General features: G+C 73.2%; 29 protein-coding genes and 1 pseudogene. 11 read left to right on the top strand and 19 right to left on the bottom strand.

What is annotated here, in order from left to right; translation table 11 throughout:
- Positions 1-45: 45 nt before the first annotated feature.
- Both rdgB and rph read right to left on the bottom strand, forming a co-directional pair.
- On the bottom strand, positions 46-678 hold the full coding sequence (rdgB, locus tag ACA361_RS36980; protein WP_375019763.1) for an RdgB/HAM1 family non-canonical purine NTP pyrophosphatase: 633 nt from the start codon (positions 676-678) through the stop codon (positions 46-48).
- Positions 675-1,394 (bottom strand): ribonuclease PH, encoded by a 720-nt coding sequence (gene rph / locus ACA361_RS36975; protein ID WP_375019762.1) that lies wholly within the window; start codon positions 1,392-1,394, stop codon positions 675-677. The genes rdgB and rph overlap by 4 nt, the downstream gene beginning before the upstream one ends.
- A gap of 122 nt (positions 1,395-1,516) precedes the next feature.
- Between rph and ACA361_RS36970 the strand changes: the two genes are divergently transcribed.
- On the top strand, positions 1,517-2,263 hold the full coding sequence (locus ACA361_RS36970) for an MIP/aquaporin family protein (RefSeq protein ID WP_375019761.1): 747 nt from the start codon (positions 1,517-1,519) through the stop codon (positions 2,261-2,263).
- Between the two features lie 16 nt (positions 2,264-2,279).
- Here ACA361_RS36970 and ACA361_RS36965 read toward each other — a convergent pair whose 3' ends face one another.
- The 11 genes from ACA361_RS36965 to clpS form a co-directional block, all read right to left on the bottom strand.
- The gene (locus ACA361_RS36965; RefSeq protein WP_375019760.1) at positions 2,280-3,029 is read right to left on the bottom strand and encodes an MBL fold metallo-hydrolase; all 750 of its coding nucleotides are present in this window, start codon (positions 3,027-3,029) and stop codon (positions 2,280-2,282) included.
- 31 nt (positions 3,030-3,060) lie between these two features.
- Positions 3,061-3,906 (bottom strand): glutamate racemase, encoded by an 846-nt coding sequence (gene murI / locus ACA361_RS36960; protein WP_375019759.1) that lies wholly within the window; start codon positions 3,904-3,906, stop codon positions 3,061-3,063.
- A 139-nt stretch (positions 3,907-4,045) separates the two neighbouring features.
- Entirely contained in the window at positions 4,046-4,843 is a 798-nt protein-coding gene (locus ACA361_RS36955; protein ID WP_375019758.1) for a thioesterase family protein, read from the bottom strand.
- Between the two features lie 112 nt (positions 4,844-4,955).
- The gene (locus ACA361_RS36950) at positions 4,956-5,903 is read right to left on the bottom strand and encodes a PLP-dependent cysteine synthase family protein (RefSeq protein ID WP_375019757.1); all 948 of its coding nucleotides are present in this window, start codon (positions 5,901-5,903) and stop codon (positions 4,956-4,958) included.
- Between the two features lie 19 nt (positions 5,904-5,922).
- Complete coding sequence (locus tag ACA361_RS36945) at positions 5,923-6,195, bottom strand: MoaD/ThiS family protein (RefSeq protein ID WP_375019756.1); 273 nt, start codon at positions 6,193-6,195, stop codon at positions 5,923-5,925.
- 256 nt (positions 6,196-6,451) lie between these two features.
- On the bottom strand, positions 6,452-6,868 hold the full coding sequence (locus tag ACA361_RS36940; protein WP_366619858.1) for a M67 family metallopeptidase: 417 nt from the start codon (positions 6,866-6,868) through the stop codon (positions 6,452-6,454).
- Positions 6,869-6,878: 10 nt separating this feature from the next.
- Positions 6,879-7,916, bottom strand: a complete 1,038-nt coding sequence (locus tag ACA361_RS36935) for an anti-sigma factor RsbA family regulatory protein (protein ID WP_375019755.1) — start codon at positions 7,914-7,916, stop codon at positions 6,879-6,881.
- Positions 7,913-8,755 carry an MEDS domain-containing protein gene (locus ACA361_RS36930; protein ID WP_375019754.1) on the bottom strand — a complete coding sequence of 281 codons (843 nt, stop codon included), beginning with the start codon at positions 8,753-8,755 and terminating at the stop codon, positions 7,913-7,915. The genes ACA361_RS36935 and ACA361_RS36930 overlap by 4 nt, the downstream gene beginning before the upstream one ends.
- Before the next feature lie 199 nt (positions 8,756-8,954).
- Complete coding sequence (locus tag ACA361_RS36925; RefSeq protein WP_375019753.1) at positions 8,955-9,857, bottom strand: MEDS domain-containing protein; 903 nt, start codon at positions 9,855-9,857, stop codon at positions 8,955-8,957.
- A 127-nt stretch (positions 9,858-9,984) separates the two neighbouring features.
- Entirely contained in the window at positions 9,985-10,536 is a 552-nt protein-coding gene (locus tag ACA361_RS36920; protein ID WP_375019752.1) for a DUF2017 domain-containing protein, read from the bottom strand.
- A gap of 43 nt (positions 10,537-10,579) precedes the next feature.
- Positions 10,580-10,876, bottom strand: a complete 297-nt coding sequence (clpS, locus tag ACA361_RS36915; RefSeq protein ID WP_375019751.1) for an ATP-dependent Clp protease adapter ClpS — start codon at positions 10,874-10,876, stop codon at positions 10,580-10,582.
- Between the two features lie 133 nt (positions 10,877-11,009).
- On the opposite strand from clpS, the gene ACA361_RS36910 reads away from it, so the two are divergent.
- From ACA361_RS36910 to ACA361_RS36900, 3 genes are read left to right on the top strand one after another with little or no spacing between them, the layout of a single operon-like run.
- Entirely contained in the window at positions 11,010-12,341 is a 1,332-nt protein-coding gene (locus ACA361_RS36910; protein WP_375019750.1) for a nicotinate phosphoribosyltransferase, read from the top strand.
- 50 nt (positions 12,342-12,391) lie between these two features.
- Positions 12,392-12,970, top strand: a complete 579-nt coding sequence (locus tag ACA361_RS36905; protein ID WP_375019749.1) for an isochorismatase family protein — start codon at positions 12,392-12,394, stop codon at positions 12,968-12,970.
- Position 12,971: 1 nt separating this feature from the next.
- Positions 12,972-14,033, top strand: coding sequence for a gluconokinase, GntK/IdnK-type (locus ACA361_RS36900; RefSeq protein ID WP_375019748.1), 1,062 nt, complete (start codon positions 12,972-12,974; stop codon positions 14,031-14,033).
- A gap of 14 nt (positions 14,034-14,047) precedes the next feature.
- Here ACA361_RS36900 and ACA361_RS36895 read toward each other — a convergent pair whose 3' ends face one another.
- The 4 genes from ACA361_RS36895 to galU are packed head-to-tail and all read right to left on the bottom strand — an operon-like array spanning position 14,048 to position 17,162.
- Entirely contained in the window at positions 14,048-14,521 is a 474-nt protein-coding gene (locus tag ACA361_RS36895; RefSeq protein WP_375019848.1) for a molybdenum cofactor biosynthesis protein B, read from the bottom strand.
- 13 nt (positions 14,522-14,534) lie between these two features.
- Complete coding sequence (moaC, locus tag ACA361_RS36890; protein ID WP_375019747.1) at positions 14,535-15,017, bottom strand: cyclic pyranopterin monophosphate synthase MoaC; 483 nt, start codon at positions 15,015-15,017, stop codon at positions 14,535-14,537.
- The gene (gene glp, locus ACA361_RS36885; RefSeq protein ID WP_375019746.1) at positions 15,014-16,237 is read right to left on the bottom strand and encodes a gephyrin-like molybdotransferase Glp; all 1,224 of its coding nucleotides are present in this window, start codon (positions 16,235-16,237) and stop codon (positions 15,014-15,016) included. Before glp ends, moaC begins: the two co-directional genes overlap by 4 nt.
- A 19-nt stretch (positions 16,238-16,256) precedes the next feature.
- Positions 16,257-17,162 (bottom strand): UTP--glucose-1-phosphate uridylyltransferase GalU, encoded by a 906-nt coding sequence (gene galU, locus ACA361_RS36880; protein ID WP_375019745.1) that lies wholly within the window; start codon positions 17,160-17,162, stop codon positions 16,257-16,259.
- A 33-nt stretch (positions 17,163-17,195) separates the two neighbouring features.
- On the opposite strand from galU, the gene ACA361_RS36875 reads away from it, so the two are divergent.
- From ACA361_RS36875 to ACA361_RS36860, 4 genes and pseudogenes are all read left to right on the top strand, one after another.
- A complete protein-coding gene (locus ACA361_RS36875; protein ID WP_375019744.1) occupies positions 17,196-17,777 on the top strand; it encodes a 5-formyltetrahydrofolate cyclo-ligase in 582 nt (193 codons plus the stop codon).
- Between the two features lie 81 nt (positions 17,778-17,858).
- Positions 17,859-18,848 carry an NAD(P)-dependent oxidoreductase gene (locus ACA361_RS36870; RefSeq protein WP_375019743.1) on the top strand — a complete coding sequence of 330 codons (990 nt, stop codon included), beginning with the start codon at positions 17,859-17,861 and terminating at the stop codon, positions 18,846-18,848.
- Between the two features lie 106 nt (positions 18,849-18,954).
- Complete coding sequence (locus ACA361_RS36865) at positions 18,955-20,439, top strand: potassium/proton antiporter (RefSeq protein ID WP_375019742.1); 1,485 nt, start codon at positions 18,955-18,957, stop codon at positions 20,437-20,439.
- Between the two features lie 100 nt (positions 20,440-20,539).
- Positions 20,540-20,737 (top strand): annotated as a pseudogene (locus ACA361_RS36860) (FmdB family zinc ribbon protein); the annotation flags it as partial.
- A 14-nt stretch (positions 20,738-20,751) separates the two neighbouring features.
- Here the strand turns inward: ACA361_RS36860 and ACA361_RS36855 are convergent.
- Positions 20,752-20,943 (bottom strand): hypothetical protein, encoded by a 192-nt coding sequence (locus ACA361_RS36855; RefSeq protein WP_375019851.1) that lies wholly within the window; start codon positions 20,941-20,943, stop codon positions 20,752-20,754.
- 51 nt (positions 20,944-20,994) lie between these two features.
- The gene (locus tag ACA361_RS36850) at positions 20,995-21,597 is read right to left on the bottom strand and encodes a nitrate reductase molybdenum cofactor assembly chaperone (protein ID WP_375019741.1); all 603 of its coding nucleotides are present in this window, start codon (positions 21,595-21,597) and stop codon (positions 20,995-20,997) included.
- Positions 21,598-21,892: 295 nt separating this feature from the next.
- On the opposite strand from ACA361_RS36850, the gene ACA361_RS36845 reads away from it, so the two are divergent.
- From ACA361_RS36845 to mscL, 3 genes are all read left to right on the top strand, one after another.
- A complete protein-coding gene (locus ACA361_RS36845) occupies positions 21,893-24,055 on the top strand; it encodes an MMPL family transporter (RefSeq protein ID WP_375019740.1) in 2,163 nt (720 codons plus the stop codon).
- Positions 24,056-24,184: 129 nt separating this feature from the next.
- Positions 24,185-25,018, top strand: a complete 834-nt coding sequence (locus ACA361_RS36840) for an S-methyl-5'-thioadenosine phosphorylase (RefSeq protein WP_375019739.1) — start codon at positions 24,185-24,187, stop codon at positions 25,016-25,018.
- A 143-nt stretch (positions 25,019-25,161) separates the two neighbouring features.
- On the top strand, positions 25,162-25,566 hold the full coding sequence (gene mscL, locus ACA361_RS36835) for a large conductance mechanosensitive channel protein MscL (protein WP_375019738.1): 405 nt from the start codon (positions 25,162-25,164) through the stop codon (positions 25,564-25,566).
- Positions 25,567-25,572: the final 6 nt, after the last annotated feature.

Here is a 25,572-nt window from a genome sequence, read left to right as displayed (position 1 = left end):
ATCCTTTTCCGCCCGGCGCGTCGCCGGTGCGTCGCCCGGTGTCGCTCAGTGCGGCGTGCGGGCGGTGGCGAGCGCGTCCGGCAGCAGCTCGGCCAGCGCGCGGAACGCCCGGCCGCGGTGGCTGATCGCGTCCTTCTCGGCGGCCGACAGCTCGGCGCTGGTACGGACGCCGTCCTCGGTCAAAAAGATCGGGTCGTAGCCGAAGCCGCCGGTGCCGCGCGGCGCGCGGATGACCCGGCCGTGCATCCGGCCCTCCACGACGTGCTCGGCCCCGCCGGGCACGACCAGCGCGGCGGCGCAGACGAAGTGGGCGCCGCGCGCGTCGTCGGCCACGTCGGCCAGCTGGTCGAGGACCAGTTCCAGGTTGGCGCGGTCCTTGCCGCCCTCGGCGGCGTCGCCGAACCGGCCCGACCAGCGGGCCGACAGGACGCCCGGCATGCCGTTCAGGGCGTCCACGCACAGCCCCGAGTCGTCGGCGACGGCCGGCAGCCCGGTGTGCGCGGCGATCGCGCGCGCCTTGAGCAGGGCGTTGCCCTCGAAGGTCAGCTCGGTCTCCGGGACGTCCGGCGCGTCCGGGAACGCCTCCAGCCCGGCCACCTCGACGCCCTGGCCGGCCAGGATCCGCTCCAGCTCGACGATCTTGGCCTTGTTCCGGGACGCCAGCACGATCCTGCTCACCGGCCGAGCACCTCGTTCTGCATCTGCGTCAGCCGCGCGCACCCGCCGGCGGCGAGGTCGAGCAGCGCGTCCAGCTCGGCCCGGTCGAACGGGGCGCCCTCGGCGGTGCCCTGCACCTCGACGAAGCGGCCGTCGCCGGTGCAGACGACGTTCATGTCCGTCCCGGCGGCCACGTCCTCCTTGTAGCAGAGGTCGAGCCGGGGCTCGCCGTCGATCACGCCGACGCTGACCGCCGACACCGAGGTCACCAGCGGGTCGCCCTTGCACAGGCCGCGCTCGCGCATCCAGCTCACCGCGTCGGCCAGCGCCACGTACGCGCCGGTGATCGCGGCGGTGCGGGTGCCGCCGTCGGCCTGGAGGACGTCGCAGTCGAGCTGGACGGTGTTCTCGCCGAGCGCCTTGAAGTCCAGGCAGGCCCGGACCGACCGGCCGATCAGCCGGGAGATCTCGTGCGTGCGGCCGCCGACCCGGCCCTTGATCGACTCGCGGTCGTTGCGGGTGTTGGTGGCGCGGGGCAGCATCGCGTACTCGGCGGTGACCCAGCCCAGCCCGCTGTCGCGCCGCCAGCGCGGCACCGAGTCCTGGACCGACGCGGCGCACAGCACCCGGGTGCCGCCGAACTCGACCAGCACCGAGCCCTCGGCATGGTCGAGCCAGCCGCGCTCGAAGCGGACGGGGCGGAGCTGGTCGGGTGAACGATCATCAGGACGGGCCATGGTGACCACCCTAATGCCCGGCCGGGGCCCCGCCCGAACGGCCCGAGGCCCGCCCGGAGCCGTTCCCCGTTCCTGCCGCGACCTGCCGGAAAACCGGTTGATCTCACGATCGGTGGCAATCAATGACGGTGAGTCATAACGGGGGGACGGGAATGAACAGATATATCGCAGAAGGGGCGGGTACCGCCCTGCTCGTCTTTTTCGCTGTGGGAAGCGCCGTATTCGGGCTGGCCGAGGTCGGCACCCTCGGCGTGGCGCTGACGTTCGGGTTCGTGCTGCTGGCGCTGGCGTACGCGATCGGGCCGACGTCGGGGTCGCACGTGAACCCGGCGGTCACGCTCGGAATGCTGCTGGCGAAGCGGATCACGCCGATCGAGGCGGGCGTCTACATCGTGGCGCAGGTCGTCGGCGGCATCGTCGGGATGGCCGTGATCCGGCTGGTCGCCGCCGCCGGCGACGTCACCATGCAGGTGAACGGCGCCAACAGCTACGGCGAGAAGATCAACGCCGGCGGGGCCTTCATCCTGGAGGTGATCCTGACGTTCATGCTGGTCATGGTGGTGCTGATGGTCACCCGCCGGAACGACGTCTACGGCTTCGACGGCCTGGCGATCGGCCTGACGCTCGCCCTCGTCCACCTGGTGGGCATCCCGCTCACCGGCACGTCGGTGAACCCGGCCCGCTCGATCGGGCCCGCGCTGTTCGGCGGCTGGCACGCGATGTCGCAGCTGTGGCTGTTCATCCTGGCCCCGCTGGTCGGCGGCGCCCTGGCGGCGCTGGCGGAGCCGTACCTGCGCTCGCGCCGCGACCCCACCCCCAACGAGCCGCCGCGGCCGGACTCCCACGAGCCGCACGGCCGGGTGCCCTAGCCGTGGCCGGAGCCGCTCAGAGGTCGTAGACGGCGCCCACGGTGGCCAGCTCGATCGGCCCGCGGTACGCGCTGCCCTTCGCCTCGGTGAGCGACATCTGCGCATCGTTCCACGGCACGAGATGGGTGAGCACCAGCCGGCCGACCTCGGCGCGGGCCGCGTGCTCGGCCGCCTCGCGCGCGGTCAGGTGCAGGTCCGCGGGCTGCCCGGGGCCCTCCAGGAACGACGCCTCGCACAGGAAGAGGTCGGCGCCGCGGGCCAGCTCCACCAGATCGTCGGACGGGCCGGTGTCGCCGGAGTAGGCCAGCGCCCGCCCGCCGTGCTCGATCCGGAACGCGAACGCCTCCACCGGGTGCGGCATCAGCGCGGTCGTCACGCGGAAGGGGCCGATGTCGTACGGGCCGGACCGGAGGGTGTGGAACTCGAACGTCTCCGACATCCCCGGCTCGGGCTCCAGGTCGTACGCGGCGGCCATCCGGCGCGGGGTGTCGGCCGGGCCGTGCACCGGGATCCGCGGCGGGGCGCCGCCGGGCCGGTACGTGCGCGCCACCCAGTACCCGCACAGGTCGAGGCAGTGGTCGGCGTGCAGGTGCGACAGGCAGATCGCGTCGATCTCGTACAGCGGATGGAAGCGCTGCAGCGAGCCGAGCGCTCCGTTGCCCAGGTCGAGCAGCAGGGAGAACCCCTCGGCCTGGATCAGGTAGCAGGACGCGGGGCTCTCCGGCCCCGGGAAGCTGCCGGCGCAGCCGATCACAGTGACCCGCACGCTCACTCCTCCTCTAGCTTCTCCCGAGGAATCAGGTGGACAGAGCCTTACTCTCGGCGGTTTCGACCAGCCCGATCTCCGGCCCCAGGAAGCGGCGGCCGAGCGCGGCGAACACGTCGGGGTCACCGGTCGCGCGGAACCGGTGCTCGGGCGGGGGCGACGCCTCCGCGCGGGCCAGCCCCCTGTCGTGCAGCACTCGATAGACGTCCTTGGCGGTTTCATCGGCACTCGACACCAGTGTGACGCCGTCGCCGACGACATACGAGATCACGCCGGTTAGCAATGGGTAGTGCGTGCACCCGAGGATCAGGGTGTCGCACCCGGCGTCGGTGATCGGCGCGAGATAGCCGCGGGCGGTCTCCAGCAGTTCCTCGCTCATCGTCACCCCCGCCTCCACGAACGGGACGAAGCGCGGGCACGCGGCGGCGGTCAGCTCGATGTGCGGCGCCGCGGCGAACGCGTCCTCGTAGGCGCGGCTCGTGACGGTGGCCTCGGTGGCGATCAGCCCCACCCGGCCGTTGCGGGTGGCGCGGGCGGCCCGGCGGGTGGCCGGGTTGATCACCTCGACCACCGGGACGTCGTAGCGTTCGCGGGCGTCGCGCAGCATCGCCGAGCTGGCGCTGTTGCACGCGATGACCAGCATCTTCACGCCCTGCTCGACCAGCTCGTCCAGCATCTCCAGCGCGAACGCGCGCACCTCGGCGATGGGCCGCGGGCCGTACGGCTGGCGGGCCGAGTCGCCGAGGTAGACGACCGGCTCGTGCGGCAGCTGGTCGAGGATCGCGCGGGCCACGGTGAGCCCGCCGAACCCGCTGTCGAAGATCCCGATCGGCGCGTCGGGATCCGGGGGACGGGCCCCCCAGGAACGATCAGACATGGTGCCCAAGGCTAAGCGAGAACGCGCCCGCCAGGCGCGTCATGCGTCGTACATCACATGGTCACATGCCTGAAACCGGAACGAGTCGGACGCGGTGTGACCGGCGGCATGCCGAGTGGTTGCCGGGACTTGCCCCGCGTCACCCGCCGCGGCCGACGCGGGCGATCTGGCGGCTCTGCGCGACCAGCCGGCCGGCCGAGTCCCAGACCTCCACCTCCTCGTCGAACCAGCCGCCGGTCAGCAGCCGCCCGCTGCCGTGCAGGGCCAGCGGCCCGGGGGCGGGAACGGCGCGCATGTGCCAGGTCAGCTCGACGGTCGGGGCCCAGCCCTTGGCGCCCAGGTTGAGGGCCACCGGCGGCAGCGCGTCCACGGCCAGGGCGAGGACGTAGGCGTCGGCGTCCTCCCCGTCCGGCAGCCGGAACCAGGCCCGCAGCTCGGGCCGCCCGGCCGGCTGGCCGTCCAGCCACCCCATGGTGGCCGGGTCGAAGCGCATGTCGACCCGGTCGGCGAAACCGCGGTCGCGCTCGATGTTCTGCAGGCCCTCGGTGCACTTCTCGATCGGCGGCACCGGCGGGACGGGCGGCTCGCCGGCCCAGTCGGGCTCGGCGGCCGGGTCCAGGGTGCCGGTCGTGATCAGGCTCTCGATCAGCGTCCGGCCGTCCTGGACGAGGGAGACCCGGGAGGTGGCGGCGGTCCGGCCGACCTTGCTGACGTCGACCCGGACCTCGGCCGGCCCCGGGCCGGACACCCGCAGGAAGTTGGCGGCCGTCGAGATGGGGTGCTCGTGGGGCGTGGCGTCGACGGCGGCGCGGGCCAGCACCGCCAGCAGGTAACCGCCGTTGAGCGCCGTCCCGATGAGGTATCCGTCGTCCAGCTCGACCGAGTAGCGCCCCTCGGCGACCCGCTCGACCGCGGTGGCCTCCCCGAACCTGCCCATGCGACCTCCACAACCCGTTACTAGAATCAGATTCGAGTATGGCGTCCGGGCGGGCGGGCGCGCAACGCGGGGGTCGCCGGGCAGGCGGGGACGGCGGGACCGGGACGGGCGGTCAGGCCCAGAGCTGGCCTTCCAGGCGGGCCTCCGCCTCTTCGAGGGTGCCGCCGTACGCGCCGGTGGACAGGTACTTCCAGCCGCCGTCGGCCACGACGAACGCGATGTCGGCGCGCTCGCCCGCCTTCACCGCCTTCGCCGCCATGCCCAGCGCCGCGTGCAGCGCCCCGCCGGTGGAGATCCCCGCGAAGATGCCCTCCTGCTCCAGCAGCTCCCGGGTACGGCGCAGCGCGTCCCGCGAGCCCACCGAGAAGCGGGTGGTCAGCACCGAGTCGTCGTACAGCTCGGGGATGAACCCCTCATCGATGTTGCGCAGCCCGTACACCAGCTCGCCGTACCGCGGCTCGGCCGCGACGATCTTGACGTCGGGGCGCTGCTCGCGCAGGTAGCGGCCGACGCCCATCAGCGTCCCGGTGGTGCCCAGCCCGGCCACGAAGTGCGTGACCGTCGGCAGGTCCTCCAGGATCTCCGGGCCGGTCGTCTCGTAGTGCGCCAGCGCGTTCGCCTCGTTGCCGTACTGGTAGAGCATCACCCAGTCGGGGTTCTCCTCCGCCAGCCGCTTGGCGACCCGCACCGCCTCGTTGGAACCGCCGGCCGCCGGCGAGGAGATGATGCGGGCGCCCCACATCTCCAGCAGCTGCCGGCGCTCGGCCGAGGTGTTCTCCGGCATCACGCACACCATCGCGTAGCCGCGCAGCTTGGCGACCATGGCCAGCGAGATGCCGGTGTTGCCGGAGGTGGGCTCCAGGATCGTGCAGCCGGGGGTGAGCAGCCCCTCCTTCTCCGCCTTCTCGATCATGTAGAAGGCGGGCCGGTCCTTCACCGAACCGGTGGGGTTGCGGTCCTCGAGCTTGGCCCACAGCCGCACCTCGGGGCTCGGCGACAGCCGGGGCAGACCTACCAGCGGCGTGCGCCCCAGGGAGTCCAGCAGTGATTCGAAACGCATGTCGGCACGGCTTCCGGGCTCAGCCCCCGGCGACGGCCGGGAGGATCGTCACGTTGTCGCCGTCCGAGACCTCGGTCTCCAGGCCGTTCAGGAAGCGCACGTCCTCGTCGTTCAGGTAGACGTTGACGAACTTGCGCAGGCCCTTGTCGTCCACCAGCCGGCCGCGCAGGCCGGGGTGCCGCTCGTCCAGGTCCGAGAACAGCTCGTCGAGCGTGCCGCCCTTGCCGTCGACGGCCTTGGCGCCGTCGGTGAGGTTGCGCAGGATCGTCGGGATCCGGACCTCGATCGCCATCGCGAAGATCTCCTTCAGGTCGTACGGGCACCCCGCCCGCGGCCGTCTCAGGCATCACAACAGGGCGGGGCGCAGGGGAATTCCGGGCGAGAATCGACGCGTCAGCGACAGTCGTAGACGACTTCGGCACGTGAGTGCCCGAAGAGGAAGCTCTGCACGGGCGGCGGCGAGTCGGCCGGATACGGGCCCGCCGGGCCCGGCTGCCGCTCGCTCGTCCACATGGCCGCCAGTTTACCGGCCCGGTCCGCCGGCGCCTTCACCCGCCGTCCCCGACGATGGTGACCTCCTCCTCGGTCACCTCCCCGTCCAGGATCCGGTACGAGCGGAACTCGTAGGTCTCGGGGTCGCGCGTGGAGACCAGCACGTAGTGCGCGTTGGGCTCGGCCGCGTACGAGATGTCGGTACGGGACGGGTACGCCTCGGTCGAGGTGTGCGAGTGGTAGATCACCACCGGCTCCTCGTCGCGGTCGTCCATCTCGCGCCAGACCTTGAGCTGCTCCTGGGAGTCGAAGCGGTAGAAGGTCGGGGAGCGCTCGGCGTTGACCATCGGGATGAACCGGACCGGCCGGTCCGACCCGAGCGGGCCGGCGATCACGCCGCAGGCCTCGTCGGGGTGGTCGGCGCGCGCATGCGCGACGATCTGGTCAACCAGGGCACGCTCGATCGTCAGCATGCTGCGAAGGCTACCCGGCGCGATCGTCCGGCCCCGCCGGGGTCTCCCCCAGTTCGAGGTGCATCCGGACCCGGGTGCCGCCCGCGCCGGACCGGATCTCCACGATGTGGCACAGCCGCCGCACCGCCCACATCGCGGTCTCGCCCGGCTTGTAGTGGCGCGGCGGGAAGCAGCCGAGGAAGCGGTCCTCCAGCCGGCCCTCCGGGTCGCCGACGTCGCACAGCAGCTCGCCGCCCTCGGCCCACACCCACAGCAGGCCGCGGCCGCTCCCCTGCCGGATGACCGTGGTCGCGACCTCGTTCACCGCCAGCACGAACGGCAGCGACCGGTCGGCGGGCAGGCCCAGCCGCGCGGCCTCGGCGGCCAGGAAGGCCCGCAGGCCGGGCAGCTCGCCCGCCGCGAACCGCTTCCACGCCGCGTGCCGCGGCGGCGCGCTCAGCGGGCGCGCGTTGCACTCGGCGTAGAACAGGGCGGGATCGACGTACTGGTCGCTCGGCCGCGGCCCCCGGTCGTTCACCACCTCGGGATGCGTGCGGACCGCGTCGGTGATCACGTGCGCCGGCAGGGCGGCCGCGTCGTACGCGCACACCATCAGCGTGGGCGTGCCGGCGAACGCGACGTTGAGCAGCGCCTCGTGGCGCTTCCACTCGCGGACCTCCAGCTCGGTGCGGCCCGTCCACACCGGCTCGGCCAGCAGCCGCAGCCGTCCCCGCGGCCACCAGTCGCGCCGGCACCGGTCGTGGTAGGCCGCGAGCGTGCTCATCGGGCCGGTGAACCAGGACGCCGCCTCGATGAACTCGATCGACCGGGACGCGGCGGCGCCGAGCTGGCGGCGCAGCAGCCGCTCGGCGGGCGGCGCGACGACGGCCACCACGGCGTCCCCGTCCGCCAGGCCCTCCCGCAGGTGCGGCACCGCCGCCGCCGCGAACTCCCGCCGCGTCGAGTAGACCAGGGCCTGGTGGGCCGCCTCGCCGCGGCCGCTGAGCGTCCCGGCGGCGCCGGCCGTGCCGCTCACGGCGGTCTCGTGCGATCCCGGCCCGTCGCTCATGCCGTGGCGCCTTCCAGGTACACGCCGGGCGGCGGGGAGTCCCAGCCCGCGAGTTGCATGATCAGGTGGAGGCAGGCGGGAGCGTCGCGCAGGATGACCTGGCGTTCCAGGCCGTTGCGGGCGGTGCCCGCGCCGACCAGGGCGCGCAGGCCGGCCACGTCGCAGAACTCCAGGCCGCCCAGGTCGAGGCAGAAGTGGCCGCCGCGGCCGGCGATCTCCGCCAGCGCCAGCTCCACGGCGGGCAGCGTCGACTCGTCGATCGCGCCGGTCAGCCTCAGCCCCGGCGGGGAGTGGATGGGCGTGATCCGCAGGACGCCGTCGTCGTAGACGTCGTCGACGCGGACCCGGGCGGCGTGCCGGGCGTCCAGGTGGCGCAGCTGCTCGGGGCCGAACCAGCGGGCGTCGTACTGGCAGAGCAGCATCGCCCGCACGCCCGGCCGCCCGAACACCCGCCGGCAGCCCTCCTCGTACGCCGCGAACGGCGCCGTGCCGGGCCAGCCGCCGCGCGAGTAGGAGGTCTCGCAGGTGTAGCGGACGCCCTCGTAGCCGAGTTCGAGCGCCCGCTCGATCTCCGCGGCCGCCGCGTCGAGGAACCCGTCGATCGGGGCGGTCACCACGTGCCCGAGGGACGCGGCCGCCTCCATCGCGGCCGGGACCCGGACGGGCTCCCCGGCGGCGGGGCGGGCCACGTGGACGAACCGGTGGCCCGCCAGCATGCCGCCGCGCACGTACGCGGCCAGCACGGCGTCGCGTTCCTCGTCGCCGCCGTAGGCCAGGCACAGGTGATCGCCGAACGTCATCGAACCGACGGCGACCGGGCCGGAGGACCCGGAGGACATCGCGCGCCTCCCAACAGAATCCAGGGTTCCCTGACGGAGCACGCCCTTCCGCTGTCAGCGTGCTGTCACGGTACCCAACCGGCCGCCCGCCCGTCGCCCGATCCTCCGAATCGTTTCAATCGGCGGGATCCTCGGGAGTCGCGAGCGGCTCGGCCGGCCTCAGGCGGACTCAGCCGGACTCAGGCGGGCTCGGGCGGGCTCAGCCGGTGCCGCCCTCCACCGAGATCCCGGGCATCGCGAGCAGGCCGGTGTCGCGGAGCAGCACGGCCGCCTTCTCCGGCACCCCGCGCAGCAGCACGTGCCGCTCCCGGCCGCCGCCCCCGTCGCGGGCGGCGTCGAGCATGGCGCGCAGGCCGTCCTCGTCGCAGCCGCCGACGCCGGACAGGTCGAGGCAGACCAGCCCGGCGCGGGCGGGCAGCGCGGCCAGCGCGGCGGCCACGGCCGGCCGCGCCGCCGCGTCGACGGCGCCGGTCAGCACCAGCCCGGGCGGGCCGAAGGCCGGCGCGATCCGCAGCGACCCGTCGTCGTGCAGGTCGTCGGCGCGGACCCGGTCGACATGGTGGGACTCCAGCTCCTCCAGCCGGTCGGGGTCGAACCAGCGGCGGTCGTACTGGCAGATCGCCATCGCGTTCACCCGGGAGGTGCGGAACACCTCGTCGATCTTGCGCTCGAACTCGGCGAACCGCTCGGTGCCGGGCCAGCCGCGCAGCGAGAACGTCTCCTCGCCCGTCACCCGGACGCCCTTGAAGCCCTGCGTCAGGGCCAGCTCGATCTCGGTGCCGAACAGCGCGATGATCTCGTCGGGGTCGAACCGGCCGGTGGCCATGTACGCCTCCTCGGCCGTCCGCACCACCAGCGCGCCCTCGTCCAGCGCGCCGGCCAGGTCAAGCCCGGCCGCCTCCGGGACGGCCTCCAGCCAGCCGACCACGGCCTCCGGCGAGTCCTCGTCCGACAGATAGATGATCTTGTGGTCGGCGGCCAGGCCGTCCCGGATGTAGGCGAGCAGGATCGCGTGCCGCTCGTCGGCGTTGTCGTAGGAGAGGCAGAGATGGTCGCCGAACTCCATCCGGCCGACCGCCTTGCCCTGCACGGGCGTCGTCATGCTGGTCTCCAGGGGGGTGGGAGACGGGGGAGCCGCCAAGATAGCAACACGGAACGCGATCATCACGGAACTTTGCGTAATGATCTGGACGGCCCGTGGCCGGACGCGGCCACGGGCCGGCGGAACGTCACCAGATGGTGCGGACGAGGCTCTCCTGCAGCATGGTCAGCCAGTCGTACGCCGCGAACATGGCCGTCCGGGGGTCGCGCGGATCCAGCCGCTCGGCCTCCTCGTACCACTCCTCGGAGATGTCCAGCCGGGTCCCGAGCGCCAGCCGGACGTCGTTCAGCGCCCGCAGCCATGCCTGCGCGTCGGCGTCCGAGATGACCGTGTCGACGCCGCCCGCCGCGGTCGGCGGCCCGGCCAGCCCGGCCAGCACCGTGCCGGCCGCCGCGCGCTTGCCGTCGCGCAGCCCCATCTCGGTGTAGCGGCGGAACTCGCCGGCCGCCTCGCCCTCCTCGTCGCCGTACGCGTCGGGGAACAGCCGCGCCAGCACCGGGTCCTCCGGCGTGCTCGCCTCCTCGGCGATGCCGACCGAGGCGAGCAGGTCGTCGTCGTCCTTGGCCGGGCCCTCGCCCAGGAGCTCCAGCAGCTGCTCCATCAGGGCGCGCATCAGCGCGGCCTCCTCGGCCTCCAGCTCGACGCGGACGCCCCTCTCCACCTTCTCGACGGTGCTCATGGCTCAGTCGCCCTCAGTAGCCCTCTGTAGCCCTCTGTAGCCCTCAGTCGTCCCGTTTCACCGTCGCCCAGAGGCCGTACGAGTGCAGGATCTCCACGTCCCGCTCCATCTCCTCGCGGCTCCCGCTGGCCACGACGGCGCGGCCCTTGTGGTGCACGTCCAGCATCAGCTTCTCGGCCTTGGTCTTGGGGTAGCCGAACACGGTCTGGAACACGTACGTGACGTACGACATGAGGTTGATCGGGTCGTTCCACACGATCGCCAGCCACGGCCGATCGGCGCTCCGGTGCTCCTCGATCTCCGGCCGGTCCAGCTCGACCGGCGCGGGTGCGCTGCTCATCTCCCGCTCATCTCCCGCGACCGTCCCTTTCCCCGCAGAGTCCGTCCGCCCACCGGACCGATGCTATTCGCCCCCCTGTGTCCCCCGGTCCCGCATGTACATCCTGCACAGGTCGGGCCGTAGGGTTCCACTTGTGGACCCTGTGGACGGCACCGAAGTCACTACCGCACTGCTCACCGACCAGTACGAGCTGACCATGCTCCGCGCCGCGCTGAACAGCGGCACCGCGGGCCGGCGGTCGGTGTTCGAGGTGTTCGCGCGGCAGCTCCCGGCCGGGCGGCGGTACGGCGTGGTGGCCGGTACGGGACGGCTCCTGGACGCGATCGAGGCGTTCCGGTTCGACGGCGCCGAGCTGGAGTTCCTGACCTCGCGCGGCATCGTGGACGAGCCCACGGCGCAATGGCTGGAGAAGTACCGCTTCTCCGGGGACATCTGGGGATACCCCGAGGGCGAGTGCTACTTCCCGGACTCGCCGCTTCTGGTGGTGGAAGGCACGTTCGCCGAGGCCGTCCTGCTGGAGACGCTGGTCCTGTCGATCCTCAACCACGACTGCGCGATCGCGTCCGCCGCGTCCCGGATGGTGCAGGCCGCGCAGGGCCGGCCGCTGATCGAGATGGGCTCGCGCCGCACCCACGAGATGGCGGCCGTCGCCGCCGCGCGGGCCGCGCACATCACGGGCTTCGCCACCACGTCCAACCTGGAGGCGGGCCGCCGGTACGGGGTGCCGACGGCGGGGACGAGCGCGCACTCGTTCACGCTCCTGCACGACGGCGAGCGCAACGCGTTCCGCGCGCAGCTCGACTCGCTCGGCGCGGGCACGACGCTGCTGGTGGACACCTACGACGTCGAGCGGGCCGTGCACACGGCGGTGGAGCTGGCCGGGCCCGAACTGGGCGCGGTGCGGATCGACAGCGGCGACCTCGGCGTGGTGGCGCGGGAGGTGCGCGCCCAGCTGGACGCGCTCGGCGCGCACGACACCCGCATCGTGGTGACCGGCGACCTGGACGAGTACGGCATCGCGGCCCTGGCCGCCGCGCCCGTGGACGGCTACGGCGTCGGCACGTCCCTGGTCACCGGGTCCGGCGCGCCCACGGCCTCGCTGGTCTACAAGCTGGTGGCGCGCGCCGACGGGCCGGACGACGGCGCGCCGATTCGCCCGGTCGCCAAGCGCTCCACCGGCAAGCCCACCCGCGGCGGCCGCAAGTCGGCCGTCCGGCGGGTCGACGGGCACGGCACCGCGTACGCCGAGGTCGTCACCACCGGAGAGCCCACGCCGGGGCCCCGCGACCGCCTCCTGCACGTACCGCTGGTCCGGAACGGCGCGGTGGTCGGCCGCGAGCCCCTGGACGCGGCCAGGGAACGGCACGAGCGCTCGGTCGCGGAGCTGCCGGCGACCGCGCTCCAGCTGTCCAAGGGCGCCGCGGCGATCCCCACCGAGTTCGTGGACGGCGGACCGCGCCCCTGAGGGGTGACTGGGGTACCGTCCCAAGTGCGGAACCGGATCAAGGAGCGGTCATGGGCAAGGCTCTGATCATCGTGGACGTGCAGAACGACTTCTGCGAGGGCGGCTCGCTGGGCGTCGCCGGCGGCGCGGGCGTGGCGGCGGCCATCTCCGCCCATGTCACGGCGAAGCGGGACGAGTACCAGCACATCGTGGCGACCCGCGACTTCCACCTGGACCCGGGCGCGCACTTCTCCGAGTCCCCGGACTTCGTCGACAGCTGGCCGCCGCACTGCCTGATCGGCACCGAGGGCGCCGACTTCCACCCCGATCTGGCCCTCGCGCCGATCGAGGCGGTCTTCAGCAAGGGGCGGAACACCGCCGCGTACAGCGGGTTCGAGGGCGTGTCCGACCAGGACGTGCCGCTGGGCGAGTGGCTGCGCGAGCGCGGGGTGGACACCGTCGACATCGTCGGCATCGCCACCGACCACTGCGTGCGCGCCACGGCCGTGGACGCCGTCCGGGAGGGCCTGTCGGCCACCGTCCTGCTCGGCCTCACCGCCGGGGTCGCCCGCGAGACCGTCGACCGGGCCCTCGACACGCTCAAGGCCGAGGGCGTCGTCCTCGAAGGCGCGCCCGTGGTGAACGGCTGACGTGGACGGCGCGCCCGTGGACGTCCCGGCCGTGATCGTCGTGGTCGGCGTGTCCGGCAGCGGCAAGACCACCATCGGCGAGGGGCTGGCCGCGCGGCTGGGCTGGGACTACGCCGAGGCCGACGACTTCCACCCGGCCGCCAACGTCGAGAAGATGAGCGCCGGGATCCCGCTGACCGACGAGGATCGGCTGCCCTGGCTGCGCGCCATCGCCGCGTGGATCGAGGGCCGGGTCAAGGCCGGCGTCCCGGGCGTGGCGTCCTGCTCGGCGCTCAAGCGCACGTACCGCGAGCTGCTGACGGCCGGGGACCCGCGGGTCCGGCTCGTCTTCCTGGACGGCGAGCGGGACGTGATCGCCGAGCGGATGGCGGCCCGCACCGGCCACTTCTTCAAGCCCGAGATGCTCGACGGCCAGCTCCGCGAGTTCGAGCCGGCGCATCCGGCCGAGCGGGCGCTGGTCGTCCCGATCACCAGGCCGCCGGCCGAGACCGTGACGCTGATCCTGGACGGCCTGGGCGTCGACCCCGCGGCCGCCGCGTTCGACCTCGCCGCCTGGCGGGCGCCGGACGCCGAGCGGACCGCCGAGCCGATGGACGGCGACGAGCGGCCCATGCTGCAGGGCATGCTGGACCACCACCGGGCGACGCTGCGGCTCAAGTGCGCCGGGCTGTCGGCGGAGCAGCTGGCCGAGGCGTCGGTGCCACCGTCCACGATGACGCTTCTGGGGCTGATCCGGCACCTCACGTTCGTCGAGCGGATCTGGTTCCGCATCCGGTTCGCGGGTCAGCCGGTGAAGAACATCTACGTCACGCCCGACCACTGGGACGCCGACTTCGACGACCTCTCGCCGGGCCGCGCGCCCGCCGAGCTGGCCCGGCTGGTCGAGGAGTGCCGGCGCGCCGACAACGCCGTGCGCGCCGCGTCCCTGGACGACGCGTTCACGTTCAACGGCACCCGGCGCACGCTGCGCTGGCTGTACCTGCACATGATCGAGGAGTACGCGCGGCACAACGGCCACGCCGACCTGCTGCGCGAGCGGATCGACGGCGCCACCGGCGCCTGACCGGGCCCGCCCGCTCAGCCGTCGGAGCGCGGGTGGTCGCCGCCGCCGATCTGATCGACCGCGTGCGCCAGGACGCGGCCCAGCACGGCCATGCCGTCCCGCACGCCGCCCTTCGAGCCGGGCAGGTTGACGATCAGCGTGCGGCCCGCGACCCCGGCCAGCCCGCGCGACAGGATCGCCGCCGGCACCTTGTCGCGGCCCTCCAGCCGGATCGCCTCCGCGATGCCCGGCACCTCCCGCTCGATCACCCGGCGGGTCATCTCCGGCGTCCGGTCGGTCGGGGTGAGGCCGGTGCCGCCGGAGGTGACGACGGCGTCGTACCCCTGCGCCACGGCGTCCCGCAGCACGCCCTCGACCGGCTCGCCGTCCGGGACGACCACCGGCCCGTCCACCTGGCAGCCGAGGTCCTCCAGCAGCTCCACCAGCACCGGGCCGGAGGTGTCCGCGTACACCCCGGCGGCGGCGCGGTTGGACACCGTGACGGCCATCGCGCGGATCGGCTCACGCGTCACGGTGCCAGGTCCCCGTCTTCCCGCCGGTCTTCTCCAGCACCCGCACATCGGTGATCACGGCGGCCGGGTCGACCGCCTTCACCATGTCGACCAGCGCGAGCGCGGCCGCCGTCACCGAGGTGAGCGCCTCCATCTCCACGCCCGTGCGGTCGGCGGTCCGGGTCTGCGCGGTGATCGCCACTCCGCCGTCCTCGATCTCCAGGGCGACCTCGACGCCGTGCAGCGCGATCGGATGGCACAGCGGCACCAGGTCCGGAGTGCGCTTGGCGGCCATGATCCCGGCGATCCGGGCCACCGCGATCGCGTCGCCCTTGGGCACGTCCCCGGCCCGCAGCAGCTCCACCGTACGGGCCGACAGCCGGACGAACCCGGCGGCCGTGGCCGTGCGCGCGGACACGTTCTTGGCGGACACGTCCACCATCCGCGCGGCGCCCGAGGAGTCCAGATGGGTGAACTCCGACCCCATGCTCATGACGGCAACCTCATCACCTCGACCTGCGAGCCGGCCGGGACGTCCTCGGCGTCCTCCGGGAGGACGATCAGGGAGTCGGCCGATGACAGCGACTGGAGCTGGTGTGACCCCTGGCTCTCGGCCGGGGCCACGCCGTAGTGGCCGCGCTCGTACGACAGGCGCGCGCGCAGGAAGTGCCGCAGCCCGGCCGGGGACCTGACGTCCTCGGCCAGCACGGCGGTCACCGTCGGCAGCGGCTCCGGCGGGAGCCCCTGCATGGCGCGCAGCGCGGGCCGCACGAACACCTGGAACGAGACGTACGCGCTGACCGGGTTGCCCGGCAGCGTGAAGATCGGGACGCCCTCCAGCAGCCCGAACCCCTGCGGCTTGCCGGGCCGCATCGCGACCTTCCCGAACGCCACCGTCGAGGCTTCGCCTGGACGCGCCTCGGCGAAGACCTCCTTGACCACGTCGCGGGCGCCCATCGAGACGCCGCCCGTGGTGACGATCGCGTCGGCGCGGCCGAGCTGGTCCAGCAGCGTCGCGCGGACCTCCTCGGGCTCGTCCCCGACGGTCGCCTGCCGGTAGCCCTTGGCGCCCGCCTCCTCGACGGCCGCGGTCAGCATGAAGCTGTTGGAGTCCCAGATCTGGCCGGGCGCCAGCTTCGCCCCCGGCTCGCGCAGCTCGGCGCCGGTGGACAGCACGACCACGCGCGGGCGCGGCCGGACCCGCACGTGCGAGCGGCCGACGGCGGCGAGCATGCCGAGCTGCGCCGCGCCGAGCCGGGCGCCCTCCGCGACCACGACCTGGCCGGCGACCACGTCCTCCCCGGACCGCCGAATGTAGTGGCCGGGCGGGCACGGGCGGGTGATCCGCACGGTGGCGGTGCCGCCGTCGGTCCACTCCACCGGGATGACCGCGTCGGCCCCGGCCGGCATCGCCGCGCCCGTCATGATGCGGGCGGTCAGCCCGGGCCGCAGCGCGGTCACGCCCGCGTCGCCGGCCGCGATGTCGCCGATCACCGGCAGCGTGACCGGGGCGTCCGCGGACGCCCCCGCCACGTCCGCCGCGACGACCGCGTACCCGTCCATGGCGGAGTTGTCGAACGGCGGCAGCGCCACCGGCGCCTCGACCGGCTCGGCCAGCACCCCGCCCGCGGCCTCCAGCAGCGCCAGCTCCAGCGGCGGCAGCGCCCGGACGGCACCGAGGATCCCCGCGAGATGCTCGTCAACCGAGATCATGCTGTGCTCCCCGTTCGCCTCACTGGTCGTGCTTGGCTACGAACTCCCGGAGCCAGGGCATGAAATCGCCGGCCAGGTCGGGACGCTCGGACGCGAACTGCACGACCGTGCGCAGGTACTCCAGCTTGTTGCCGGTGTCGTAGCGGCGGCCGCGGAACTTCACGCCGTAGACGGTCCCGCCGTCCTCGACCGGCATGTCGGCCAGGGTGCGCAGCGCGTCGGTCAGCTGGATCTCGCCGCCGCGGCCGGGCGGGGTCTTCTCCAGCACGTCGAACACCGCGGGGTCGCACACGTACCGGCCGATGATGATCCAGTTGCTGGGCGCCTCGCCGGCCGGCGGCTTCTCCACCAGGTCGGTGATCCGGACGACGTCGTCCTCGCCGGTGTCCTCGATGGCGGCGCAGCCGTACGCCGACACCTGGTCCTCGGGGACCTCCATCAGCGCCACGACGCTGCCGCCGTGCCGCCGCCGCACGTCGATCATGCGGGTGAGCAGCGCGTCCCGGGCGTCGATCATGTCGTCGCCGAGCAGCACGGCGAACGGCTCGTTCCCCACGTGCTGGCGGGCGCAGTGCACCGCGTGGCCCAGACCGCGCGGCTCGCCCTGCCGGACGTAGTGCATGATGGCCAGGTCCGCGGACTCGCGGACGGCGTCCAGCCGCGCGTCGTCGCCCTTGGCCTGCAGCGCCTCTTCGAGCTCGTAGGCCCGGTCGAAGTGGTCCTCGATGGAACGCTTGCTCCGCCCGGTGATCATGAGCACGTCGTTGAGGCCGGCCGCGACGGCCTCCTCCACGACGTACTGGATCGCCGGCTTGTCGACGATCGGGAGCATTTCCTTGGGAGTCGCCTTGGTGGCGGGCAAGAATCGGGTACCGAGGCCGGCCGCCGGGACGACCGCCTTGAGGACGGGTTCAAAGTCGGTCATGTAGAGACCCTAGCCATCTCGGAGGAGCACAGCGTGCAGGACATCGGCTCGAAGCGCGGGCTCCGGACGGAACTGCTGGCCGGGCGGTCGGCGATGGCGCCGCGCGACCGCTCGGCGGCGGGCCGCGCGATCCGCGACGCGCTGCTCGGCGTGCCCGAGCTGGAGATGGCCGGGACGGTCGCGGCGTACGTGTCGATCGGCACCGAGCCCGACACCCGCGGCCTGCTGTTCGCGCTGTGGAAGCGCGGCACGTACGTGCTGCTCCCCCGGCTGCTGCCGGACGGCGACCTGGACTGGGCGTCGTACGAGGGGCCCGACTCGCTGGTCCCGGGCCCGCACGGGCTGCTGGAGCCGACCGAGCCGCCGCGGGGCCCGGCGGCGGTGGCGAGCGCGGACGCGGTGCTGGCGCCGGCGCTGGCGGTCGACCGCGAGGGGGTACGGCTCGGGCGCGGCGGCGGGTCGTACGACCGGGCGCTGGCCAGGGTCGGTCCGGCGATTCTGACCGTCGGCCTGATTTATGACGACGAACTGGTCGACGAGCTGCCCGCCGAGCCGCACGACCGGCGCGTGCGGGCCGCCGTGACCCCGTCGGGCGGCTTCGTGCGGCTGGCCTGACGCCCGCCGGCCGCGGCACGGGATCTCCCGGATCGGCACCCGTAGGCTTCGCCCCACACCGGTCTGATCCAGGAGGTTTCGATGGCGGCACCGTGGCGGGTCCTGATGCTCTCCCCCTTCGGCCGGGAGGTGGCGCGCGGGCTGCTGGCCCCGCTCGGCGACGCGGTCGACGTGGACGTTCCGGAGACCCGCGACCGGGCCGGGATGCTGGCCGCGCTGCCCGAGGCGGAGATCGTGGTCGGTGACTACACCGGGCTGCTCGCCGTGGACGCGGAGGCGGTCGCGGCGGCGCGGCGGCTGGCGTTCGTGCAGATGCCGAGCGTGGGGACCGACAGCCTGGACGTGGCCGCGCTGACCGCCGCGGGCGTGCCGGTGGCCAACACCGCGGGCGCGAACGCCCGCGCGGTCGCGGAGTGGGCGGTGGGCGCGGCGTTCGCGCTGTGCCGCCAGCTGGCCTGGGGCGACCGCGGGGTGCGCGCGGGCGGCTGGCCGCAGCGGGCGCTGATCGCGCGCGGCACCCGGGAGATCCACGCGCAGCGCGTCGGGATCGTCGGGTACGGCGCGATCGGCGCCGAGGCGGCGCGGCTGTTCGGGGCCCTCGGCTGCGCGGTGTCGTACTGGTCGCGGCGGCGCCGGCCCGAAGCGGCCGCGACGTACCGGGAGCTGGACGACCTGCTCGCCGTCTCCGACATCCTCGTGCTCGCCGTGCCGCTGACCGCCGAGACCACCGGGCTGCTGGACGACCGGCGGCTCGCCCTGCTGCCGGACAGGGCGCTGCTGGTGAACGTGGCGCGCGGCGGCGTGGTCTCGGACGCCGCGGTGCTGGCGGCGCTGGAGTCGGGGCGGCTGGCCGGGGCCGCGCTGGACGTGTTCGAGGAGGAGCCGCCGGCGGCGGACCATCCGCTGCGGTCGCGGGAAGACGTGCTGCTGTCGCCGCATGCGGCGGGTGCCACGGGGCAGTCACAGCTCAACATCGTCTCGGCGGTGCGGGACAACGTCATCGCGGCCGTTGAGGGACGCGATGTGACAAACGTGGTGAACGGCTTGAGCCCGCAGGTCAGGCGCCGTTGACAGCCCTCTGACAGGCTTCCGACAAGCAGCTCAAGTTATGTGAACTACACATGTATCTGTAGGATCCCTAAACGATCAGCTTCCGCGGCCCCGCGAAGGGTGGGATGTGCATCTCGACATCTGGCTACTCCTCGGCGCCAGCCTCGTACTCTGCGCGATCGTCGCCGTGCGGCTCTCGCACCGGGCCGGCCTGCCGACCCTGCTCGCCTACATGGGCATCGGCCTCTTCATCGGCGAGGGCGGCCCGTTCCACATCAACTTCGACAACGCCGAACTCGCCGAGACGCTGGGGCTGGCGGCCCTCGTCCTGATCCTGGCCGAGGGCGGCGTCACCACCAACTGGCGGCACGTGCGCCCGGCGGTCCCCGCCGCGATCGCGGTGTCCACGATCGGCACCCTGATCAGCATCGTGGTCGTCGCGGCCGCCGCCACCGTGCTGCTCGGCATGGACTGGCGGCTGTCGTTCCTGCTCGCCGCCGTGCTGGCCCCCACCGACGCCGCCGCGGTGTTCTCCGTCCTGCGCCGGCTCCCCCTGCCGTCCCGGCTGACCGGCCTGCTGGAGGCCGAGTCGGGCTTCAACGACGCCCCCGTCGTGATCGTCGTGATCACGCTCAGCATGCACGCGGGCATGCCCAACCTCGTCGAGCTGGTCGCGCTCATGGTGTACGAGCTGGTCGCCGGCGCGCTGGTCGGCATCGCGATCGGCTGGCTGGGCGCCGCGGCGCTGCGCCGGATGGCGCTGCCCGCCTCCGGCCTCTACCCGATCGCCGTGCTGTCGCTGGCCGTCGGCTCGTACGGCGCGGCGGCGCTGCTGCACGCCAGCGGCTTCCTCGCGGTGTACGTGAGCGCCCTCGTCCTCGGCAACTCCAAGCTGCCGCACCGGCCCGCGACCCGCGGCTTCGCCGAAGGCATCGGCTGGCTCGCCCAGATCGGCGTGTTCGTCCTGCTCGGGCTGCTGGCCTCCCCCAGCGAGCTGCCCGACCACCTGCTGCCCGCACTGATCATCGGGTCCATCCTGCTGCTGGTCGCGCGGCCGCTGTCGGTGCTGCTGTCGACCGTCGGCTTCGGGCTGTCGCTCGGCGAGAAGATGTTCGCCTCCTGGGCCGGGCTGCGCGGCGCCGTGCCGATCGTGCTGGCCACCATCCCGATGGTGGCGGAGGTGCCCGGCTCGGACGAGCTGTTCGCGATCGTCTTCAACATCGTCGTGCTGTTCACCGCGCTCCAGGGCCCCACGCTGCCACTGGCCGCCCGGCTGTGCCGGCTGGAGTCCGACAACGGGGCCCGCGAGCTGAACGTGGAGGCCGCGCCGCTGGAGGAACTGCACGCCGACCTGCTGGAGGTCCGGGTCCCGCCCGACTCCCGGCTGAACGGCGTGGAGATCTTCGAGCTGCGGCTGCCGCAGGGCGCCTCGATCACCCTGGTCGTCCGGGACGGCGCCAGCTTCGTCCCGGAGAACACCACCTCGCTGCGCGGCGGGGACACGCTGCTGGTCGTCACCACCGACCAGGCGCGGACCGCGGCGGAGCGGCGGCTGCGGGCGGTCAGCCGGCGCGGCAAGCTGGCCGGCTGGTTCGGCGAGACCGGCGCGTGATCGTCCGGCGGGGCCGCGGGAGGGGCCGGGAGCGGGCCCGGGAACATCCCCCCGACGAAACATGTTCCTAGACCCGGGTACCATTTAGCAGTCGTTCGTTATGAGTGCCAGCCGCGACCATCGGGAACGGCAGGGCCAAGTCAGGCGAGGAGGAACCGTGCCGACGTATCAGTACGTTTGCACCGAGTGCGGCGAACCCCTGGAGGTCGTGCAGAAGTTCAGCGATGACGCGCTGACCGAGTGCCCGGCGTGCAGCGGGCGCCTCCGCAAGGTCTTCTCGGCGGCCGGCATCATCTTCAAGGGCTCGGGCTTCTACCGCACCGACAGCCGCGGCTCCGGCTCGTCGTCCTCGACCTCGGCGGGCTCCTCGTCGGGCGCGTCCGCGTCGTCCGGGGACTCCGGCAAGTCCGGTTCGTCGGACTCGGGCTCCGGGTCGTCCTCGTCGGACTCGTCGTCCTCGTCGGCGGGCTCCTCGACCTCGTCCGGCTCCTCCTCGTCGAGCAAGTCCTCCGAGAAGGTCGCCTGACCATCTGAAACCCCGGCGAGGCCGGAGGATCACACGTTGATGATCCTCCGGCCTTCGTCATGCCCGTACACCCGCGCGGGCCGGCGCAGGCTCACGGCGTTCCGGGCCGGGGCCGCGGCCAGGGGCGGCGCCTGGGGCGGTGCCTGAGGAGGTACGGGCGGCGCCAGGGTCGCCCGCACGGCCGCCACGGGGACGGCATAGGGCGTACCGGCGGACTCCAGCGTGTCGTGGAGCAGTTCCAGCGCGGCCCGGTGCTCCCGCAGCGGCCAGTCGTCCGCGCAGAGCGCCGCGTACTCCAGCAGGCTCGGCAGCGAATCCTCCGCCTCGTCCTCGAAATCGCATCCCGCCGCCTCGTAGAGGCCCGCCAGGCGCTCCCGGACCGACCGCCGCCGCGCCTCGTCGTCGTACTTCGTGAGGAGGAGGCGGCCCTCGCGGCATATCTCCAGGTAGTGCACCACCATCCGGATCGGCGGCGTCCCGTCCACATGGTCCAGAAAAGCGTCCAGGCACCGCCGCGCCACCCCGTCGGGCAGGTCGGCGACCGCCGCGCGCAGCATCGGGCGCCGGTCGTAGAAGCGCTGGTCGGGGTACATGAGCAGCAGCGAGGCCGCTCGCCACACCACGAAGTCCACCGGTCCCCCGTAACCCCCGAGCGGTCGGTCAGTGATCGCAGGGTTGGACGGGAGCGCGGCTGCGTCCGTTCCCTACTTCTCAGGCACTAGGCGCGTCCCCCGGCATGACCCCACGGGCGTAGAGCCGCTCACATCCTCCGCTGGACGCGCGGGGCGGTGCCCCGCGGTGACGATGAGACCGCACGGCGACGACGGCACGGCGGACAAGTCGAGATAGTACTTGACAAGTCTCGACTATCGAGAGACCGTGCCTCTCGACACGATATATCTCGAATGATCCCTGGGGAGCGGATTCATGAGCGCATCCAGCCCGGCACCACCGAGACCGACACCGCCCAGCCCGGCACCGCCGGACCGCACCTGGGCCCACCGGCTCGCGGCACTGATCGCCGGCCGCCGCACCAAGTGGGCCGTCCTCGCCTTCTGGGTGGTGCTCCTGGCCGCTCTCGGCCCGCTCGCCGGCCGGCTCGGCGACGTCGAGGAGAACGACGCCGCCTCCTGGCTCCCCAGCGGAGCCGAGTCCACGCAGGTCGTCGAGTTGCAGGAGCGGTTCCGCAAGGACGAGACGATGCTCGCGGTCGTCGTCTACGAGCGCTCCGGCGGGATCACCGCGGCCGACCAGGCCAAGGCCAAGGCCGACCTCGCGCAGCTGGCGCAGCTGCCCGGCGCGCAGCAGCCGCAGGGCCCGTTCCCGTCCAAGGACGGCAAGGCGCTCCAGACGCTCGTACCGATGACCGACGTCGACGTGATCAAGGCCGTCGACGACGCCCGCGACCTCGCCAAGCGCGGCCCGCCCGGGCTGGACGCCCACGTCACCGGGCCCGCCGGCGGCGGCGCCGACATGATCAAGGTCTTCGAGACCATCGACGGCTTCCTGCTGCTCGCCGCCGGCAGCGTCGTGATCGTGCTGCTGCTGATCATCTACCGCAGCCCGCTGCTGTGGTTCGTCCCGGTGCTGAGCGCCCTGGTCGCCCTCGGCCTCGCCCAGTCCATGGTCTACCTGCTGGCGAAGTACGCCGGGCTGACCGTGAACGGGCAGAGCGCCGGCATCCTCACCGTCCTCGTCTTCGGCGTGGCCACCGACTACGCACTCCTCCTGGTGGCACGCTACCGCGAGGAACTGCACCGCCACCGCGACCGGCACGAGGCCATGGCGTACGCCCTGCACCGCGCCGGGCCCGCCATCATCGCCTCCGCCGCCACCGTCGCCGTCGGCCTGCTGTGCCTGCTGTTCGCCGACATGAACTCCACCGCCGGCATGGGCCCCGTGGCCGCCGCCGGCGTCCTCACCGCGCTGGCCTCGATGACCACCCTGCTCCCCGCGCTCCTGGTCATCTTCGGCCGCTGGCTGTTCTGGCCGCTGGTCCCCCGCTACGACGAGAAGTACCTGGCCCCCGAGGCGTACGAGGCCGAGCACGGCATCTGGAGCCGCATCGCCCGGCTCGTCAGCGCCCACCCCCGCGCCATCTGGGCCCTCACCTCGGTCGGCCTGGTCGCGATGACGCTCGGGCTCGGCTCGCTGAGGGCCGACGGCCTCTCGGACGCCGGCCAGTTCGTCGACAAGCCCGACTCGATCGCCGGCGCCGAGGCCGTCGGCCGGCACTTCCCCGCCGGCTCCGGCTCGCCCGCCGTCGTCATCGCCAAGGCGCCCGCCGCCGGGCCGGTCGCCGCCGCGATCCGCGGCACCGACGGCGTCGCCGAGGTCGGCCAGCCCGCCACGGCCGCCGGATACGTCCAGTACGAGGCCACCCTGCGCGACCCGGCCGACGGCAAGGCCGCGCAGGACACCATCGACCGGCTCCGTACCGCCGTCCACGCCGTACCGGACGCCGAGGCCAAGGTCGGCGGCACCACCGCCACCACGCTCGACATCATGCGGGCCTCCGACCGCGACAACAAGGTGATCATCCCGATCGTGCTGGCGGTCGTCTTCCTCATCCTGGTCGCCCTGCTCCGCGCGCTCGTGGCACCGCTGCTGATGATGGGCTCGGTCGTGCTGTCGTTCCTGGCCTCGCTGGGCGCCTGCGCGCTGATCTTCCAGCACGTGTTCGGCTTCGAGGGCACCGACGCGGGGTTCCCGCTGCTGGCGTTCATCTTCCTGGTGGCGCTCGGCGTGGACTACAACATCTTCCTGATGCACCGCGTCCGCGAGGAGTCCCAGTCCCTCGGCACCCGGCGCGGCGTCATCCGCGGCCTCACCGTCACCGGCGGCGTGATCACCTCGGCCGGGGTGGTGCTGGCGGCCACCTTCGCCGCCCTGGCCACGCTGCCGCTGGTGAGCCTGGCCGAGATGGGGTTCGTGGTCGCCTTCGGCGTCCTGCTCGACACCATCATCGTCCGGTCGCTGCTGCTCCCGGCCCTGTCGTTCGACATCGGCCGGCGCATCTGGACGCCGAGCCGGCTCGCCAAGGAGGAACCGCCGGTGGAGGCCGTACCGCCGAAGGTCCTGATCGGCTGACGATCGGCCGACGACGGAACGCGGGGCCCGGGCCGGGGAACGGCGCCCGGGCCCCGCGCCCGTCTCCCGGCCATCCACGATCGGCGAGGGGGGTCCCGGCGGGTTCCGGGGCGTCGTTAGGGTCGGCGCATGTCCCAGCCTTCCGCGTCCGTCCCCGCCGCCCCCGCCGCCGATCTCGCAGTGATCGGCGGCTCGGGCTTCTACTCGTTCCTCGACCGGGTCGAGGAGGTCGAGATCGACACCCCGTTCGGGCCGCCCAGCGACCGGATCGCGATCGGCGAGCTGCACGGGCGGCGCGTCGCGTTCGTCCCCCGGCACGGCCGCGACCACCGGTACCCGCCGCACCGGATCCCGTACCGCGCCAACCTGTGGGCGCTGCGCTCCCTCGGCGTCCGCCAGGTCCTCGCCCCCAGCGCCGTCGGCTCCCTCACCCCGAGCCACGGGCCCGGCACGCTCGCCGTCCCCGACCAGCTCGTCGACCGCACCTCCGGCCGGGCCCAGACCTACTACGACGAGGGCGCGGCGGTCCACCTGTCGTTCGCCGACCCGTACTGCCCCACCGGCCGCCGCGTCGCCGTCGCCACCGCCCGCGAGGCCGGCTGGAACCCGGTCGACGGCGGCACCCTCGTCGTCATCGAGGGCCCCCGCTTCTCCACCCGCGCCGAGTCCCGCTGGTACGCCGCGCAGGGCTGGACGCTCGTGGGCATGACCGGCCACCCCGAGGCCGTCCTGGCCCGCGAGCTCGCCCTCTGCTACACCCCGCTCTGCCTGGTCACCGACCTGGACGCGGGCATCGAGGAGGGCGAGGGCGTCACGATGGAGGAGGTCCTCCGCGTCTTCGCCGCCAACATCGAGCGGCTCCGCGCCCTGGTCGCCGACGTCGTCAAGACCCTCCCCGCCGACCGTGACTGCCCCTGCGCCCGTTCCCTGGACGGCATGACGCCGCCCATCGCCCTCCCCTGACCGCGCCCCGGCGGGCGCGCGGCCCCGGCCGCCGCCGCGCGCCCGCCCGGCCGGTCACCCCTCCCCACCTGGCACTCGCCATGACGGAACGTTGGTAACGTCTTTGCGCGACACATCCGTCACCACGAGTCACAGAAGGATCCATGAGCGGCTTCAAGAAGTTCCTTTTCCGCGGCAACCTGGTGGAGCTGGCCGTCGCGGTCGTCGTCGGCGCGGCCTTCAGCGGCCTGGTCACCGCGTTCGTGAAGTCCTTCATCGGGCCCCTGATCGCGCTGATCGGCGGCGAGCCCAACTTCGACGACCTGGCGTTCACGCTGAACGGGACGACGTTCCCCTACGGCCTCTTCCTCACCGCGCTCATCTCGTTCCTGATCGTCGCGGCCGTCGTCTACTTCCTGGTCGTGCTGCCGATGAGCAAGCTCCTGGAGCGGCTGGTCAAGGCCGAGGAGGCCACCGAGAAGCCCTGCCCGCACTGCCTGAGCGACATCCCGGTCAAGGCGACGCGGTGCAGGTTCTGCACGTCCGAACTGAGCGTCCACGCGTCCTGAACGGCC

This window comes from Actinomadura sp. 21ATH, assembly GCF_041951345.1.
Classification (GTDB): Bacteria; Actinomycetota; Actinomycetes; order Streptosporangiales; family Streptosporangiaceae; genus Spirillospora.
This window is presented reverse-complemented; position numbering and strand designations above follow the sequence as displayed.

Bases quoted from the DNA above. Each gene is read 5' to 3' on its own strand.
- ACA361_RS36870 (WP_375019743.1), top strand. From the start codon at position 17,859: ATGGCGGCACCGTGGCGGGTCCTGATGCTCTCCCCCTTCGGCCGGGAG.
- ACA361_RS36955 (WP_375019758.1), bottom strand. From the start codon at position 4,843: ATGGGCAGGTTCGGGGAGGCCACCGCGGTCGAGCGGGTCGCCGAGGGG.
- moaC (WP_375019747.1), bottom strand. From the start codon at position 15,017: ATGAGCATGGGGTCGGAGTTCACCCATCTGGACTCCTCGGGCGCCGCG.
- clpS (WP_375019751.1), bottom strand. From the start codon at position 10,876: ATGAGCAGCGCACCCGCGCCGGTCGAGCTGGACCGGCCGGAGATCGAG.
- ACA361_RS36945 (WP_375019756.1), bottom strand. From the start codon at position 6,195: ATGGCGATCGAGGTCCGGATCCCGACGATCCTGCGCAACCTCACCGAC.
- galU (WP_375019745.1), bottom strand. From the start codon at position 17,162: ATGACCGACTTTGAACCCGTCCTCAAGGCGGTCGTCCCGGCGGCCGGC.
- ACA361_RS36930 (WP_375019754.1), bottom strand. From the start codon at position 8,755: ATGTCCTCCGGGTCCTCCGGCCCGGTCGCCGTCGGTTCGATGACGTTC.
- ACA361_RS36950 (WP_375019757.1), bottom strand. From the start codon at position 5,903: ATGCGTTTCGAATCACTGCTGGACTCCCTGGGGCGCACGCCGCTGGTA.
- ACA361_RS36905 (WP_375019749.1), top strand. From the start codon at position 12,392: ATGGGCAAGGCTCTGATCATCGTGGACGTGCAGAACGACTTCTGCGAG.
- ACA361_RS36845 (WP_375019740.1), top strand. From the start codon at position 21,893: ATGAGCGCATCCAGCCCGGCACCACCGAGACCGACACCGCCCAGCCCG.
- murI (WP_375019759.1), bottom strand. From the start codon at position 3,906: ATGTCTGATCGTTCCTGGGGGGCCCGTCCCCCGGATCCCGACGCGCCG.
- ACA361_RS36840 (WP_375019739.1), top strand. From the start codon at position 24,185: ATGTCCCAGCCTTCCGCGTCCGTCCCCGCCGCCCCCGCCGCCGATCTC.
- ACA361_RS36940 (WP_366619858.1), bottom strand. From the start codon at position 6,868: ATGCTGACGATCGAGCGTGCCCTGGTTGACCAGATCGTCGCGCATGCG.
- ACA361_RS36935 (WP_375019755.1), bottom strand. From the start codon at position 7,916: ATGAGCGACGGGCCGGGATCGCACGAGACCGCCGTGAGCGGCACGGCC.
- ACA361_RS36970 (WP_375019761.1), top strand. From the start codon at position 1,517: ATGACGGTGAGTCATAACGGGGGGACGGGAATGAACAGATATATCGCA.
- glp (WP_375019746.1), bottom strand. From the start codon at position 16,237: ATGATCTCGGTTGACGAGCATCTCGCGGGGATCCTCGGTGCCGTCCGG.
- ACA361_RS36920 (WP_375019752.1), bottom strand. From the start codon at position 10,536: ATGAGCACCGTCGAGAAGGTGGAGAGGGGCGTCCGCGTCGAGCTGGAG.
- ACA361_RS36925 (WP_375019753.1), bottom strand. From the start codon at position 9,857: ATGACGACGCCCGTGCAGGGCAAGGCGGTCGGCCGGATGGAGTTCGGC.
- mscL (WP_375019738.1), top strand. From the start codon at position 25,162: ATGAGCGGCTTCAAGAAGTTCCTTTTCCGCGGCAACCTGGTGGAGCTG.
- ACA361_RS36895 (WP_375019848.1), bottom strand. From the start codon at position 14,521: ATGGCCGTCACGGTGTCCAACCGCGCCGCCGCCGGGGTGTACGCGGAC.
- rph (WP_375019762.1), bottom strand. From the start codon at position 1,394: ATGGCCCGTCCTGATGATCGTTCACCCGACCAGCTCCGCCCCGTCCGC.